This window comes from Listeria ivanovii subsp. londoniensis, assembly GCF_000763495.1.
Lineage (GTDB): Bacteria > Bacillota > Bacilli > Lactobacillales > Listeriaceae > Listeria > Listeria londoniensis.
On the sequence record NZ_CP009576.1, the window covers coordinates 482,989 to 497,828 of the forward strand.

Annotated in this window: 21 protein-coding genes; 14 read left to right on the top strand and 7 right to left on the bottom strand. The window is 35.4% G+C overall.

The window, feature by feature from the left end; translation table 11 throughout:
* The first annotated feature begins 28 nt into the window (after positions 1–28).
* The 3 genes from JL53_RS02340 to JL53_RS02350 are packed head-to-tail and all read left to right on the top strand — an operon-like array spanning position 29 to position 1,727.
* Positions 29–328 (top strand): NfeD family protein, encoded by a 300-nt coding sequence (locus tag JL53_RS02340; protein WP_003718486.1) that lies wholly within the window; start codon positions 29–31, stop codon positions 326–328.
* The gene (gene floA, locus JL53_RS02345) at positions 325–1,269 is read left to right on the top strand and encodes a flotillin-like protein FloA (RefSeq protein WP_003718487.1); all 945 of its coding nucleotides are present in this window, start codon (positions 325–327) and stop codon (positions 1,267–1,269) included. Before JL53_RS02340 ends, floA begins: the two co-directional genes overlap by 4 nt.
* Positions 1,270–1,304: 35 nt before the next feature.
* Positions 1,305–1,727 carry a hypothetical protein gene (locus JL53_RS02350; RefSeq protein WP_038406644.1) on the top strand — a complete coding sequence of 141 codons (423 nt, stop codon included), beginning with the start codon at positions 1,305–1,307 and terminating at the stop codon, positions 1,725–1,727.
* 49 nt (positions 1,728–1,776) lie between these two features.
* Here JL53_RS02350 and JL53_RS02355 read toward each other — a convergent pair whose 3' ends face one another.
* From JL53_RS02355 to JL53_RS02380, 6 genes are all read right to left on the bottom strand, one after another.
* Complete coding sequence (locus JL53_RS02355; RefSeq protein ID WP_003718489.1) at positions 1,777–2,619, bottom strand: polysaccharide deacetylase family protein; 843 nt, start codon at positions 2,617–2,619, stop codon at positions 1,777–1,779.
* 12 nt (positions 2,620–2,631) lie between these two features.
* The gene (rsiV, locus tag JL53_RS02360) at positions 2,632–3,480 is read right to left on the bottom strand and encodes an anti-sigma-V factor RsiV (protein ID WP_038406645.1); all 849 of its coding nucleotides are present in this window, start codon (positions 3,478–3,480) and stop codon (positions 2,632–2,634) included.
* Entirely contained in the window at positions 3,473–3,976 is a 504-nt protein-coding gene (locus JL53_RS02365; RefSeq protein ID WP_038406646.1) for an RNA polymerase sigma factor SigV, read from the bottom strand. The genes rsiV and JL53_RS02365 overlap by 8 nt, the downstream gene beginning before the upstream one ends.
* Positions 3,977–4,184: 208 nt before the next feature.
* Positions 4,185–4,817 (bottom strand): cyclic nucleotide-binding domain-containing protein, encoded by a 633-nt coding sequence (locus JL53_RS02370; RefSeq protein WP_038406647.1) that lies wholly within the window; start codon positions 4,815–4,817, stop codon positions 4,185–4,187.
* A 116-nt stretch (positions 4,818–4,933) separates the two neighbouring features.
* Complete coding sequence (locus tag JL53_RS02375; RefSeq protein ID WP_038406648.1) at positions 4,934–6,241, bottom strand: glycosyltransferase family 2 protein; 1,308 nt, start codon at positions 6,239–6,241, stop codon at positions 4,934–4,936.
* A complete protein-coding gene (locus JL53_RS02380; protein WP_038406649.1) occupies positions 6,238–6,750 on the bottom strand; it encodes a hypothetical protein in 513 nt (170 codons plus the stop codon). Before JL53_RS02380 ends, JL53_RS02375 begins: the two co-directional genes overlap by 4 nt.
* Positions 6,751–6,938: 188 nt before the next feature.
* On the opposite strand from JL53_RS02380, the gene JL53_RS02385 reads away from it, so the two are divergent.
* Together JL53_RS02385 and JL53_RS02390 are read left to right on the top strand one after the other, a co-directional pair.
* Complete coding sequence (locus tag JL53_RS02385) at positions 6,939–7,622, top strand: NlpC/P60 family protein (protein ID WP_038406650.1); 684 nt, start codon at positions 6,939–6,941, stop codon at positions 7,620–7,622.
* Between the two features lie 62 nt (positions 7,623–7,684).
* Positions 7,685–8,110: a GNAT family N-acetyltransferase gene (locus JL53_RS02390; RefSeq protein ID WP_003718501.1), complete on the top strand. Its 426-nt coding sequence runs from the start codon at positions 7,685–7,687 to the stop codon at positions 8,108–8,110.
* A gap of 5 nt (positions 8,111–8,115) precedes the next feature.
* Here JL53_RS02390 and proC read toward each other — a convergent pair whose 3' ends face one another.
* Positions 8,116–8,916, bottom strand: a complete 801-nt coding sequence (proC, locus tag JL53_RS02395; protein ID WP_003718502.1) for a pyrroline-5-carboxylate reductase — start codon at positions 8,914–8,916, stop codon at positions 8,116–8,118.
* A 649-nt stretch (positions 8,917–9,565) separates the two neighbouring features.
* Between proC and JL53_RS15935 the strand changes: the two genes are divergently transcribed.
* The 9 genes from JL53_RS15935 (at position 9,566) to JL53_RS02430 (ending at position 14,814) form a co-directional block, all read left to right on the top strand.
* On the top strand, positions 9,566–9,688 hold the full coding sequence (locus JL53_RS15935; protein WP_258378546.1) for a hypothetical protein: 123 nt from the start codon (positions 9,566–9,568) through the stop codon (positions 9,686–9,688).
* Between the two features lie 74 nt (positions 9,689–9,762).
* Entirely contained in the window at positions 9,763–10,437 is a 675-nt protein-coding gene (locus JL53_RS02400; protein WP_038406651.1) for an ABC transporter ATP-binding protein, read from the top strand.
* Complete coding sequence (locus tag JL53_RS02405) at positions 10,422–11,600, top strand: ABC transporter permease (protein WP_234288420.1); 1,179 nt, start codon at positions 10,422–10,424, stop codon at positions 11,598–11,600. Before JL53_RS02400 ends, JL53_RS02405 begins: the two co-directional genes overlap by 16 nt.
* An 18-nt stretch (positions 11,601–11,618) precedes the next feature.
* Positions 11,619–11,762 carry a BH0509 family protein gene (locus JL53_RS15510; protein WP_003718509.1) on the top strand — a complete coding sequence of 48 codons (144 nt, stop codon included), beginning with the start codon at positions 11,619–11,621 and terminating at the stop codon, positions 11,760–11,762.
* A gap of 71 nt (positions 11,763–11,833) precedes the next feature.
* Complete coding sequence (locus JL53_RS02410) at positions 11,834–12,316, top strand: SRPBCC domain-containing protein (RefSeq protein WP_003718510.1); 483 nt, start codon at positions 11,834–11,836, stop codon at positions 12,314–12,316.
* A 167-nt stretch (positions 12,317–12,483) separates the two neighbouring features.
* Positions 12,484–12,900: a DUF4064 domain-containing protein gene (locus JL53_RS02415; RefSeq protein ID WP_003718512.1), complete on the top strand. Its 417-nt coding sequence runs from the start codon at positions 12,484–12,486 to the stop codon at positions 12,898–12,900.
* On the top strand, positions 12,891–13,304 hold the full coding sequence (locus tag JL53_RS02420; RefSeq protein WP_038406652.1) for a hypothetical protein: 414 nt from the start codon (positions 12,891–12,893) through the stop codon (positions 13,302–13,304). The genes JL53_RS02415 and JL53_RS02420 overlap by 10 nt, the downstream gene beginning before the upstream one ends.
* 106 nt (positions 13,305–13,410) lie before the next feature.
* Entirely contained in the window at positions 13,411–14,418 is a 1,008-nt protein-coding gene (locus tag JL53_RS02425; protein ID WP_038406653.1) for an inorganic phosphate transporter, read from the top strand.
* A 15-nt stretch (positions 14,419–14,433) separates the two neighbouring features.
* Positions 14,434–14,814, top strand: coding sequence for a VOC family protein (locus tag JL53_RS02430; protein WP_003718516.1), 381 nt, complete (start codon positions 14,434–14,436; stop codon positions 14,812–14,814).
* Positions 14,815–14,840 lie beyond the last annotated feature (26 nt).

Sequence of the window (14,840 nt, forward strand, 5' to 3'; positions counted from 1 at the left end):
AAAAAAGTTCCTAAAGAAGGTGACCGGATTGAAGCATAATTTTACAGAAGATGACTTTGTATATGGAGATTCATGGGGACTCGTGCATCGGGGGGTTTTAGAAGATAAAGAAATCGAACGAATGAAAGCGTTACGAGATAAAGTAGTAGGAAAAAAAGGTGTAGCTGCAACGACACTGAAACCAATTGGTAGTGTCAAAATAGATGGAGAAGTCTATGAAGCTCGCCTGAAAACAGGATATTTGGAAGTGGGCAAACCAATAGTTGCAGTAGCTATTGACTTTGGATATGTGCTCGTGAATGAAGATATACAAGAGGAGGAAAAATGACAATGATTGGACCAATTATTATCGCAGTACTTATTATCATCTTTTTAATCGTATTTTTCACTTTAGTACCAGTGGGATTATGGATTAGTGCTTTATCTGCACGTGTACCAGTAGGACTAGGAACATTAATCGGAATGAGATTACGCCGGGTTGTACCATCTCGCGTTGTAAAACCGTTAATTAAAGCCGTAAAAGCAGGACTAGATTTAGAAGTAAACCAATTAGAAAGTCACTATTTAGCTGGTGGGGATGTGGATAACACAGTTGATGCGTTAATCGCTGCACACCGCGCAAATATTGAATTAGATTTTAGCCGTGCTGCAGCAATTGATCTTGCTGGACGTGACGTGCTTGAAGCTGTACAAACTTCTGTAACACCAAAAGTTATTCGTACACCTGAATTTACTGGTGTGGCGCAAAACGGGGTAGAAGTGAAAGTTATTACACAAATTACCGTGCAATCTAACATCGAACGTATTGTTGGGGGTGCTGGGGAAGATACAGTTATCGCTCGTGTCGGGGAAGCCGTAGTATCTACAGTCGGTGAAACGAAAGAGCATACGGATGTACTTGAAAATCCAAACAGTATCTCGAAAAAAGTCCAAGAACAAGGACTGGGAGACGGAACTGCTTATACTATTTTATCGATTGATATTGCTGAAATGCGTATTGGAGACAATATTAAAGCAAAATTAGACATCGAAAAAGCGAACGCAGACATGGAAGTTGCTCAAGCAGCCGCATCGAAACGTAAAGCAGAAGCGATTGCCTTAGAACAAGAAAATAGAGCAGCCGTAGTAGCCGCGGAAGCAGAAGTGCCACGTGCCTTATCACAAGCTTTAGAAGCAGGAAATCTTGGCGTAATGGATTTCTACAAAATGGAAAATGTCCAATCAGATACAGCGATGCGTGAATCGATTGCACATGAAGACGAAAAATAAACCTTGATCTTTTTACAAGAAAGAAGGTGTTGTAAGTGGATTGGAATAATTTTATAGAGGGCGGCTGGGAAAGTATTATTGTTGTCCTGGGGATACTGGGCTTTATTATCAGTATGTTTAGCAAATCAAGTTCTGAAGCTAAAGAGAAAGCCAAAAAAGCGGCCTCTAAACCAAAACACGTCCATACACAAACTACTAGAAAGCCCACCAAAAGAAATGTAACACAAGGGACTTTTACGCAAAGTAAACAAAACAAAGAACTTGCGGAACAACAAGCAGCACTGCAACATTCGCTTAAAGAAGTGGAGCGAGAAGCAAGTCGCAAGAAAAAAGCAAAACCTATCCATAGCATGTCTACTAGTCATAAGCGCTCACGCCGGTTACGCGGACGTTTACAAGAAGCTATTATTACTAAAGAAATTTTGGATAAACCGGTTTCGCTACGAAAAGACCATTAAAAAACAGTGATTCTCTAAACTTAGAGAATCACTGTTTTTTTATAAATCATCATTCTTTGAAGATTTTTGTAAAAGGAGTTTTTTCGGTGTAAGCACTAAAACGATACCCTTTTTCTTTCAATTTTTGGATGATTGTTGGTAATGCTTGTAGGGTGTTTTTTCGTTCATGGAATAAGATAACTAACGGCTCATTGCTTTGTTCTAAGTTTTTCACTTGTGTCATCACTGACTGAATGACACTATTTGAATTATCTTGATAGCGCCAATCATTACTATCAACATTCCAATCAAGCATTTTAAAGCCTTTTTGCTTCACATTTTGATATTCGCTATCTGTTAAATAAGTACTACCATAAGGCGCGCGAATAAGATTTGTTGTAACGCCTGTTTTATTTTTTATATCTGTTTTTAAGCGTTCCATTTCAGGAATAAAAGTGGGATTCGTGTTCCGATAAAGGAGCTTAGCATTGTGAGTATAACTATGTAAACCAATGCTGTGTTTAGAATTCACCAGTTTGGATGCAGTTTCTTTATTCATTTGATTTAAGCAGTTGCCTACAAAAAAGAATGCTGCAGGAACTTTTTCTTTGTCTAGTACAGAAATAAACTCATTTAAATAAGTCGTTGGCCCATCGTCAAAAGTTAAAAAAACTGTTTTTCCATCAATTTTTACTGGTTGCTCGATTTTTTTAGGCTTAAGTTTATCTGTCAGTTCTTTATTGACATATTGTTTTGCCGGTTGTTCTTTTGTTGGATAATCAGTTGAAGCACTTGTATCTTCTGCAAAAGTAAAGCTTTTTATTACTAGAATGATACTAAAGAAACAAAGTGGGATTAGGCAAATTAGTAAAAGTAACAAGAAGTTTTGTTTGTTCCATTTTTTTCTGTGCATGTTCTCTCTCCTTTATTTGATAAATGTATTATTTTTGAGACAATTTTTGATAACACTTGTTGGGATTTTGAATTCGATATTTCCCATAGATCCAGGTGCAACTTCATATTTATTAAATGTAATAACTAATTTGTTATTTGTGTTAATATAAAAATGTTTTTCTAAATTTTGGGCAGAAAAGGAGGGTTCCCATTCATTAATATCCCAATAAATTTTTTCTGGATTTGTTTCCATTTGTTGATGTGTTTGTAATAGAATATTGTTTTTAATTAAGTTCACATAACTATCATCTTTGAAAAGATCATTTAGCTTCAATATTTTTTGGTTTTTTTTATCTAAGTTGAGATAACTATTTTCTGTGTAGCTACTAGCTCGGATTTTTTCTGTTGTAAGTCGAATCGTGAGAAGTTGATTAGTGTTGTTTATTTCTTCAAAGTCGCTTGAAATCTCAATATATTCATTACCACGCTCTATTTCTGTTTTGTATTCTTTTAAGAGCTCTTCTCCGGTATTGATATAAGCTTTATTTATATCTTTCTGCAATGTCTTTTCTTCAAGTCCTTGTATTTTAGGTAGTTTTAAGGAGATTTCTGTTTTTGCCGTTTTTTCAGTATGTTCTGTGCCTACAAAAACTTGGACAATATTTTTCACAAGGGGCACTTGCATCATAGCTTGTGCGATGGCTGAATTAGTAGAGATAGTAATAATAAAGACAGCGATTACAATAGCTAGAGTTGTTAAAATGCTCCGTTTAAAAGTAAAAAAATTTTTTTGTGGCTTTTTTTGCAATGACTGCTGTACAATCGTATTTAATTCATCCGGAATTGTTGTATTTTTATAATCTAGTCGTAATTTATTCATGCTTATTCAACTCTCCCTCTTTCAGATTTTGTCGAAGTAGTTTGATAGCCTTATAGAGTCGTGTCTTAGTAGTGCTTAGGTTTCGATTGATGATGTAAGAAATTTCTTCTAAGCTTAAGTCTTCAAAATACCGTAAGATGATAACAGTTTTGTATTTAATGGGCAATTTTTCTAATTGGATTTTTAAATCAATATTTTCATATTTATCCTCCACTAGCCCATTCAGATGGAAAAGTTTATCTTGATTCATGACAATTACTTTTTTCTTTTTTCGAAGAGAATCAATCGATGTGCGCACAACGATTTTGTAAAACCAACTTTTCAGTGAATCTTTATTTTTAACAGTATGTAAACTGATAAGTGCTTTCTGAATAGAATCTTGTATAATATCGAGTGCATCTGCTTCTGACTTTACGTAGCTAAATGCTAAACGATAGAAATCTGCTTTATTCTCCGTAATACAATGTACGAAATAATCTTGCATATCTTCATTCATTTCAGGGTACTCCTCTCACTATCCATATAATAGACGAATATCATTAGTAAAAAGTTTGTTTTATTTGTAAAAATTAACATGGTATATGATTCATACCACCTCTAATAGCATATATGATTTGGATAATTAAAAACACTACTAAAAAAGACTACTAACTTCCCAATTAAAGGGGGAATTAGTAGTCCTCTATTATTTTATGAAAAATGGATTATATAGCAGCCTTAACAAATACCTTTTCGTTTTTACGTTTCACTTGCTTGGTTTCTTCTAAAACTTCTAATTTATTATATAAATTTTTTCGAGACATAGATCCATATTGTGCCATTTTTGTTTTATTTAAGAAATTTGGTACTTCGTAATAATCTTTCGTTGCTTCTTCTTCTGTTTTTGTTTTCTTACATAGTCGTTGCAAAGTGTAAACAATTCGTTCGTCAGCTGGCAAGTCATGTTTCATTAATTCAAAACATAGAGCCGCTGAGTTAGAAAGGACGGATGTTAATAGCCATTCCATGTAAGATGCTTTATTAGCGGCAAAATTTAAAAAGTATTCCCGGTCGACAAAGACAATTTTTGCTGTTTGATCACATACCAGTTTTAGTTGCATGTCGACATTCATATCGAACGGAGATAAAAAGACAATATCGCCACTAGTGAAAAATTGTAAGATTTGTGAATTTTGATTTTCTAGGTGTAGGGTTCCTTTTTCAAGAATTAAGAAGTGCTTCAATAAACGACGATTTTCTAAAGTTTTACCTTCTGATAATGTATCATAGGTTACCCAGTCTTTATCAGCTTTATTAACTTCTAAATCTTCTAAAATAACTTCTAATTGTTTTTCCATAATATCCTCACCTATCCTTGTATATAGAATAACATCTTAGTATGAGAGTTAATCTGTAAACAAATAAGGGTTAGATGAAAGTTTGCAAAGAGACTATTAAAATCAGATGAGGAAGCTTATTTTTGACGTCTTTCTGGGCTAGTCCAAACGCCTGTCCCGAAACCTAAAATTGTCTTAACAGCAGGGATAAAGGTCATCAAAATCGTTACAGCATTCATAATCCAATAAAATAATAAGTAAAGCGGTGTGAATAAGAAATATTTTAATTTATTCCCTTTATCATCAATAAGCAGGGCGGCGAGGAGTTGTAAAATACCAGCAACCATTTCAAAGCAAACGAAAACAAAGGCGACGGTGAGCATGAACAAAATTTGCTGTGTATCCCAAATGAAAAGCAAATAAATAAATCTGGCAAAGAAAATCGCACTAGATATCCAGAAAAAGAACGTCCAAGAAATACTCAATGTTTGGTCAACGAAGAGGGAAGTCCGGCCAATATTTTGAAACGGGTGCCGGAGTACCTTTTTGAAATTCGTCAGCCAAACTTCGGTACCACCTTTTGCCCAGCGTTTGCGTTGTTTGTAAAGCATATTTAATGTTTCTGGAACTTCCATGAAAAAGATAATATCCGTTGCAAAAAGAGAAAGCCAGCCGTCGAATTGATGATCCCAAGCGATACTAATATCTTCAGTTGCGCGGTCTTGTCTGAACATCCCAACATCCATTAAAGCGTCTTTACGATACATCGTGTTTGCGCCACTATAAGCATAAATAACGCCAAATACACTCGTTTGTGTCCGCTTAATAATACCGACAATACTAGAGAACTCCACAGTTTGTGATTTACCAACTAAAGTGGAGCGGTTTTGCACGTCCATATTAGAAGTAACTGCTGCGATATTATGCGCATCCTCGCGAATAAAGTAATTAACATATTTCCATAACGCATCAGGCTCGGGAACCGTATCCGCGTCATTACTTAATATCAATTCACCTTTCGCGAAAGCTGTCCCAATATTGAAGGCGTGCGCTTTTCCTTTGTTTTTTTCAATCCGGACAACGCGAAGATTATCGTATTTCTCCATTAATTGATCTAAAATAGCTGGCGTAGAATCAGTGGAACCATCATCAGTAACTAGGATCTCGTAATTTGTATAATTGATTTTGTTCATTAAGTATTCAATCGTACCCTCAATAACAACTTCCTCATTATGAGCTGGAACCATAATCGTAATAAATGGTTCGACTGTTGTTGGGATATCCGTCCAATTCTCCTGCTTGTATTTGAACAAAAAAGTATAACAAAACGCACCGACGAACCATGCAAATCCACCTAAAATCGGGTACGTTAGTAAAATGACGAATAAAAAAGTTATGAAAATATTAATTGCTGGAATCCCAGTATCAATCACACTTAAATTCATTTTAAAGGGACCTCATTTTTTTCGTATAAGTCTCTGATAGTGGAAGTTTGCATGTTTTTTTCTTCCGGAATAGAAATGAATTTGGTCGCTTCACGTTTTGCTTTCGGACCAAAGTTTTCTGTGAAGTATCGTTCTAAAATTTCTTTACGAGTATCCAATATTTCTTCATCATAGGTTTTCTTTTTTTGTAATAAATTTTTAAAACGTTTATTATTTCGATAAGTTAAAACTAAAAAGAAAATAACTATAAAGATTGCAGCAGCTAATAAAAATTCATCCATCAACTGGAAAAGTCGTATCGCTGTTTGGAATGCATCAAAGACAATCACTTTATCTTTGAAAAAAAGGATTGGGAATAAAACTAGCCCAAACGGCAGAAGTAAGCCAATCCATGCAAGAATTGTAACTAATAATTGCTTCACCTTTAACCAGACATGCCCTTTTTCAAAGAAGGCGTCTTCAATAAATTCTTCATTCATTTCTGTGCGTGTTGCTTTTTTTTCAGTCATTAAACCACCCCTAGTAATTAATCTCTCTATAAGGAAAGTTCCCATTTACAATGAAAATAAACTTTTAGCTCATTTTTAACGAGCATTAACCTAAACTGTTACATAATAACGTGAAGTTTTAAAATAGTTGTAGTATAACTGTAACATTGAGCTGATATGCTAACACTATATAAAAAGGGGTGCGTGGATTGAGAATAATAGCAACGCGAAGAAAGATTTTTTTTGCATTTATAGCTTTAATGATTTCTTTTTCAATACTATTTTTACCAACAAATAATGCATTTGCAGCGACAACTTATAAGATGACGACTACAGCCGATGTTAATATCCGCACAACAGACAACACCAAAGGGAAAGTCATCGGATTTTACAAAAATAGGACAACCGTTACTTTTACTGCAAAAACAAAAAACAATTGGTATAAAACAACTTATAATGGTAAGGTTGGGTACGTATCAGGGAAATGTGTTACTACATACAAAGCACCTGTTGCCTCGACACAAAGCTTTACTTCCTTAAATAATGAAGCAAAAAAACATATCGGCAAACGATACAAAATGGGCGCAACTGGTCCGAGCTGTTTCGATTGTTCAGGATACACGCAGTACGTTTATTCTAAAGGAATCAAAAAATCTATCCCGCGGACTGCTAAACAACAATACGCTTCCACTAAGAAAATTAAAGCAAGTGAATTGAAAAACGGCGACTTAATTTTCTTTAATTATGGTAAAGGTATTGCACATGTTGGTATTTACGTTGGTAATGGCAAAATGCTAAATGCCCAAAATAATGGAGTAAAATACGATTCCATCACCTCTGGCTATTGGAAAAAATACATTGCCGGCTATGGTCGTGTAACAAATTTAAAATAAATGACAAAGCACCACTTATTTCTAGTGGTGTTTTTTTATGCAAAATAAAAGGAGGAGTAAAAATGGCATTTCAAATAAAAGAATTACCACTTGAGGAAGTAGAATCAAAAGTAGTAGAGGGATTGTTAGATCACAAGAGGCGACTTGGGTTCGATATACCTAGAAGTGATGCAACCTATGTTAGTTTTGCGATACTGAATGATGCTTTAGAAATGGTTGGTGGGGTTACTGCAAAAATGAGTTATGGAGAATTGTATGTTTCGCTACTTTCAGTGGATGAAAGCCAGCAAGGAAGTGGTTTGGGGACTGCGTTAATGAATGAAATAGAAGCATACGGAAAAACGCACCATTGCCACCATATTTCATTAACAACCTTTAGTTACCAAGCTCCAGAATTTTATAAGAAGTGTGGATATACGGAGCTTGGCAGAATTCAAGATTTTCCTTTAAAAGGCGAAGAAAAGTATTTTTTCGTTAAATATTTATAATTAACTTACATCGAACTATTTTTGGAAGCAGCTGCTTGAACAGCATTTATTACAGCCGAACGAAAGCCGTTATCTTCTAAAGATTTCACTGCTTCAATTGTTGTTCCACCAGGAGAAGTGACCATGTCTTTCAACTTACCAGGATGTTCACCAGTCTCGAGCACCATTTTTGCGGCACCGAGAACTGCTTGTGCGGCAAATTTATAAGCTTTATCGCGTGGTAAGCCATTTAACACAGCTCCATCTGCTAAAGCTTCAATAAACATATAAACATAGGCAGGAGAAGAACCGCTTACTCCAACAACTGCATCCATCAAACTCTCCGGAACGACTTCTGCTTTACCAAAACTTGAAAAAATTTTAGCAACTATCGCTGTTTCTTCAGTAGTTACACTTGCGTTAGATGAAATGGAAGACATACCTTCACCTACAAGTGCAGGTGTATTTGGCATAACACGAATAATTTTGGTTTCTGGTGTGGTTAGTTTTTCCAAATCAGCAATGGTTACTCCCGCAGCAACGGAGATAATGATTTTTTCTGAAGTAAGTTTTTTTTGGATATTTGTTATTACTTCTGAAATAGTATATGGTTTTACGGACAAAATAATGATGTCAGCTTCTTCTGCTAAATTTTCGGCATTAGTCGTCAACTGGATACCGTTAAACTCTGAGGCAAGGGGGTGTAATTTTTCCATACTTCTACCACAAACAAATAAGTTTTTTTTATCGATTAATTTTGCTTTTGCAAGGCCGCGAATCATCGCTGTCCCCATATTTCCTGCGCCGATAAATCCAATTTTAGTCATACTAATTATTCGCTCCTATCAATCTTTTTATCTATTATCTCATGTTGGCGGTCTTTGTCCAGTTTTGGATGATTTCCGTGAAAAGAAATATGTATCGTAATGTAAATAAGTAATTTGACAAGGAATTTTTGTCATTATAATTGTATTTTTCATCTAGAAACATCCAATTTTAAACATCAGCAAATGATCGATAATAACAATTCCGAGTTTAATCCATTTTTCGCTTGTGACAAAGGTTAAATATTGCGAAAATGTGTCTAAATCAATATGTTTGACAACTAAAAATAAACATTTTTTGAAAATTGTTCTGGATTAACTTGTTATATAGATTGCATAAAGGGCATTTGGGTTACAGTTTAAAAGTCAATGTTTTTTAGAAATGGAAGCGCTATAAAAGGCGGCTCTATCGGCTATAATTAACTTTGGATATAAGTTCCAACTACATAGTATCGTGAGGTGAAAACAGATGAATTTCTTTCTACAATTACTAGGTAACTTTTCTGGAGCAATTAATTTCCCAGATGTTACTGAAGTACTAAACAACCTAATCAGAGGAATTTTTGGTTGATTGTCATTAGAATAAGCTAAGATATAGGGGTAAGACTTACTTAACCCTACAGATGTGCTCGTAGCTTTAGAAGAAAACACATTGATTATCCCAATTGAAGCAGTGCATACCGATAAAACAGACAAAACCTATGCGTATATTATTGGCAAAGATAAGCAGAAAACGAAAATATGGATTGAAACAGGTGAACATAACACTAAGTAAACTCAAGTATTAAAAGGTCTTGAAGTAGGCCAGCCTGTAATTATTCCTTAGAATTGATGGGAGCTAAATGTTACATGATACAGTTAGTTAATATTTTTAAGTCATACCAGATGGGAGATAACAAAGTAAGCGCATTAGAAGATATATCTTTCTGTATAGATTCAGGAGAGTTTATTGCAATTATTGGTCCTTCTGGTTCGGGGAAATCTACGTTGATGAATATTCTTGGCATACTAGATAAGGCGAGTTTAGGAGAATATTATTTGAAAAAGACGAATTTATCAAAACTATCGCCTAAAAAAGTAGCGAAAATTAGAAATGAAATGATTGGATTTGTTTTTCAGCAATTTAATTTAATGCCAAAACTTACTGCATTTGAAAATGTGGAATTACCGCTAATTTATCGAGGCGTCGACAAAGCTGTACGAAGACGAAAAGTCTTGAAAAGTTTAGAGCGAGTAGGTTTGTTGAATCAGCAAAAACACTTACCGACACAACTCTCGGGTGGGCAACAGCAACGTGTCGCGATAGCCAGAGCAATTACAGGAAATCCAGAAATTTTATTAGCAGATGAACCAACAGGGGCTTTAGATTCCAAAACAGGCGAGGAAGTGATGGCTTTACTGAAAGAAATTCATCAGGAAGGTAACACGTTAATAATAATTACTCACGACATAAATATTGCTAATCAAGCAGAAAGAATTTTGGAAATAAAAGACGGAAAACTCCGTGAATGGAATGGAAAATGAAAATTTACCAAAACGTAAAACTAGCTTTAAAACAACTAGGCTCCTCTAAATTCCGGACTTTTTTGACAATGCTCGGAATAATTATTGGCGTTTTTTCCGTTATTTTACTTGTTACTATTGGCGAGGCCATCTCAAAAAATGTATCAACTCAATTAGGGGATATGGGAAGTAATTTGGTATCAGTTAATTTTTTACCTAGTAGTTCAACGGATAAATTCACTTATAGGGAAGCGACAAGCCTTTTAACTGATGACGAAATGGGCTCTCCAGAAGTAACGCAAACAAAAGTGGTTAGAAATAGTGAACATATAGAAGAGATGCAAGTGACTGGTATAAATGAAGATTATTCAGATATGAAAAATGTAGAATTAGCAGCAGGGCGATTTTGCTCAGAAGTAGACATAAACTACGCTCAAAAAGTAACTGTCATTGATTCTGACATTGCTAAAACCTATTTTAAAGAGCGGAATCCGGTTGGGGAATATATCCGGGTTTCTGGAGTACGATATTTAATTATCGGAGTACTACAAGAAAAAGGAGAAAGCTTATTTAGTTCAACTGGTAAACAATTATTTATTCCAATTACCTCTGCAGAAAGACTTTTTAAGACAGATTCGATTAATTTATATTATATTCAGGCGAAAGATGCTAAAGCTGTCCCAGGTGTGGTCAATCGAGTGAAGCGAAATATGAGTCAACTTTTCCCAAATGCTCAAGATAGTTATGAGGTTGTCAACCAACAAGAGGCACTAGATACTTTTGACAGTATTACGAAAACATTAACTTTTGGACTAGGTGCAATCGCAGGAATTTCTCTTTTAGTTGGGGGGATCGGAATTATGAACATTATGCTCGTATCCGTATCAGAACGCACTAGAGAAATTGGTATTAGAAAAGCAATTGGAGCAAGAGATGGCGATATTTTGTTGCAATTTTTAGTGGAAGCTGTCGTGCTTAGTTTATTTGGTGAGGTGATTGGGATTACATTCGGAGTTCTTTCTGCTCAACCAGTCACAATGCTGGCTGATTTTGAAAAGTCTGTTTCAATTACTACTATTCTTTTGGCAGTGGTTTTTTCGATGTTTATTGGGATTTTATTTGGCGTAGTTCCAGCGCGTAAAGCAGCTAAGAAAATGCCGATAGATGCTTTACATACAGAATAACTAGAGGAGGCGCTTTTGGTGAAGAACGAGCAAAAAGCAAATGACTCGTGGGTTTTAGTCGAAATTTTAAGCTTCATAACAAGTATGGAACGCAGGCGACCTAGAGAGCTTAGTTATGAAGAATTGGAAGCTCTATACGAGCGAGTGGTGAAGGAACGCTAGAGGGAATCTTTCTTTTTGCACTAATCACTAAACTATGCGAAAATGAAAGCAAATTACTTGGGGGGATTTGGATGAAAGAAAGCATTGAAAAGCATGCAAGTAAATCTACTAAGGTTAAATTTGAACTAGAAATAAATGCTCCAGTTACAAGTGTTTTTGAACTATTGACTACAAATGCAGGATTAGTTCAGTGGTTTGATGAACTAGAAGTAGGAGAACCTGGGCCAAGTGGACATCTTCTTTTTGTAATGACGCCTGAAGAAAAAATAACAATGCCAATTTTAGCTTGGGAAACGAATCGAATATTGAGTTTTGAATGGGACGACGATAATGTCACTTTTGAGTTATCTGAATCAGCAGAAAACAAAACACTAGTGACTTTCACCGAACAACTTCAAACTATTACGGATCATACGCCAAGAGACGTTGCTGGTTGGCATATTTGTTTGAAGAAATTACAAGCAATAGCCAAAGGAAACAAGTACGATTTTGATAAAATGGAGTTCGAGACCCTTTTTTTAAAGTACCAAAAAGGATTAAATGCTGAAAAATAAATCGATATCATCAAGCTGTAAATGAAGTGAAATTCGCTTTGTTTACGGTTTTTTTATAGGAAGTGGCTTTTTCGTGAATTTTTCGTGAATATTTATACTTTTCCATTTGGTCAAGCATGATTTCGTGGTACACTGTAGGGAGAATAAATAAGCAGATGGAGGATTTAATGAATAGACAAACAGAATTTATTTTACTAATTATCGGTGCATCATTTAGTATTCTAACTTTTTTCGGAGCTGCTTTATACGCTATTTTATTTGGATTTAGCACTTTTATGATGTATGCGGAGCCTTATTCTTATAGCAGTGGAGAAGATACATTTGTGGTGGGACTATTCACTTTTTTTGCACTTGTAGCTGCTTTTTTCGCTTTGATTTCTGCAGTTTTCGGATTTATCGGTGCATTTAAAATTAAAAATAACCATGCAAAAGTAACAGTTTTTGGTACTTGCTTTATTGTTTTAGGCGGACTACAAATTCTTACTATTTCCGGAATTTTATTTTTAATTGCTGGGATATTAACAGTTAGCAAAAAGGAATATAAAACAAATTATATAGAAAATGAGGGGATAAAATGGGAGTAGCAGTACTTTTTCCAATTTTTTTAGTATTTGCGACGATACTAGGCTTAGCAGCAAAAGCGCTTTTAGCTATTTGGGTTTATAAAGATGCAGAACAACGCGGAATGAACGCGATTCTTTGGTGTCTACTTATGGTTTTTGTCAATGTATTTATTATTTTGGTGATTTATCTAATTATCCGCAGAAAAGGCGAAGTAATGAAAAGTAACCTAGGACTGCTAATTAGTGGGATTGGGATAGCTGTTGTTAATACAATGATTGTTATTATCTGCCTGATTGGTTTCATCTTTTTCGTGGCAAACGACGGTGGTATGCACAATATGATGGATGGCTATAATTATGATGATGGGTACAACTATGACGACAGCTATGATTATGATACTGACAGCTGGAATGATGAATTATAATGATACTAACAAGAATCTGTTGCTAAGATAAGAACAGGTTCTTTTTATTTTTAAGAAAAAAGGGGTATATAGTACAAAAAGGAATTTCGACAAGGGGAACTGCTGAATGGATACGGTTATTTTAATTACGATTATTATCGTTTTTATGGGATTGGCGTTTGACTTTATAAATGGATTTCATGACATTGCGAATGCGGTGGCTACAAGTATTTCAACGAGAGCATTAAAACCTCGAGTGGCAATTGGCTTAGCTGCGATTATGAACTTTTTAGGAGCGATTTCGTTTACTGGGGTAGCAGAATCGCTTACGAAAAGCATTGTTGATCCATTTTCGCTTAATAATGGCGAATTTGTTGTGCTGTGTGGGCTGATTGCAGCGGTTATTTGGAATTTGATGACATGGCTAGTTGGAATGCCTAGTAGCTCCTCTCACGCGCTGATTGGTGCGATAGCAGGAGCATCAATTGCTTCTGCTAGCAGTTTTAGTGTACTTAATTGGGCTGGGTTTACCACAATTATTATTGCGCTGATTGTTTCACCAATTATTGGTTTTACAGTGGGATATTTGATTTATTCGCTCTTTAAAAATCTTTTTCACGATAAAAAATTAGGTAAAATGAACCGCCGTTTTCGTTTTATTCAAATTGGAACTGCGGCAATGCAAGCATATTGGCACGGAACGAACGATGCCCAAAAAACGATGGGAATTATTACGCTAGCTTTGGTGGCTAGTGGTCTTTTGCAAGAATCAGCAGGAATCCCATTTTGGGTACAATTAAGTTGTGCGGCCTCCATGGCAATTGGTTCATCAGTAGGTGGATACCGGATTATCAAAACAGTTGGAACAAAAATTATGAAGATTACTCCAGTCACAGGAGTTGCTTCTGATTTGAGCTCACTGTCAGTAATCATGACAGCCACTCTTATCCATTTGCCAGTCAGTACAACACAAGTAATTGATAGCTCAATTATGGGGGTTGGAACAGCCAATCATAAAAAAGAAGTGAACTGGCGGACAGGTAAAAATATGGTAGTGACTTGGTTTATAACTTTACCACTTGCGGGACTTTTAGCTGCCGTTGTTTACTGGGTTTTAGCAGCGATTTTTTTATAAATAGGAGGATTTTTGATGAAAATTGAACATATTGCATTATGGACAAGCAATTTAGAGAAAATGAAAGATTTTTATGTTAATTATTTTGGTGCAACAGCAAACGATGTATACGAAAATAAAACGAAAGGCTTCTCGTCTTACTTTTTGACTTTCGAAACGGGTGCACGTTTAGAATTAATGAAACGTACGGATGTATCAGAAGAAGTAGCTGGTGAAAAATTAGGTTGGGCGCACATTGCAATCGCAACAGAATCAAAAGCAACAGTGGATTTACTGACAGAAAAGCTAAGAAAAGCGGGATTTGAAGTTCTAGGTGAAGCAAGAACAACAGGAGATGGTTACTATGAAAGTGTCATCGCGGATCCAGAAGGAAATCGAATCGAAATCACTTGCTAAAAGAATTTGTCGCAAACTAAAATATC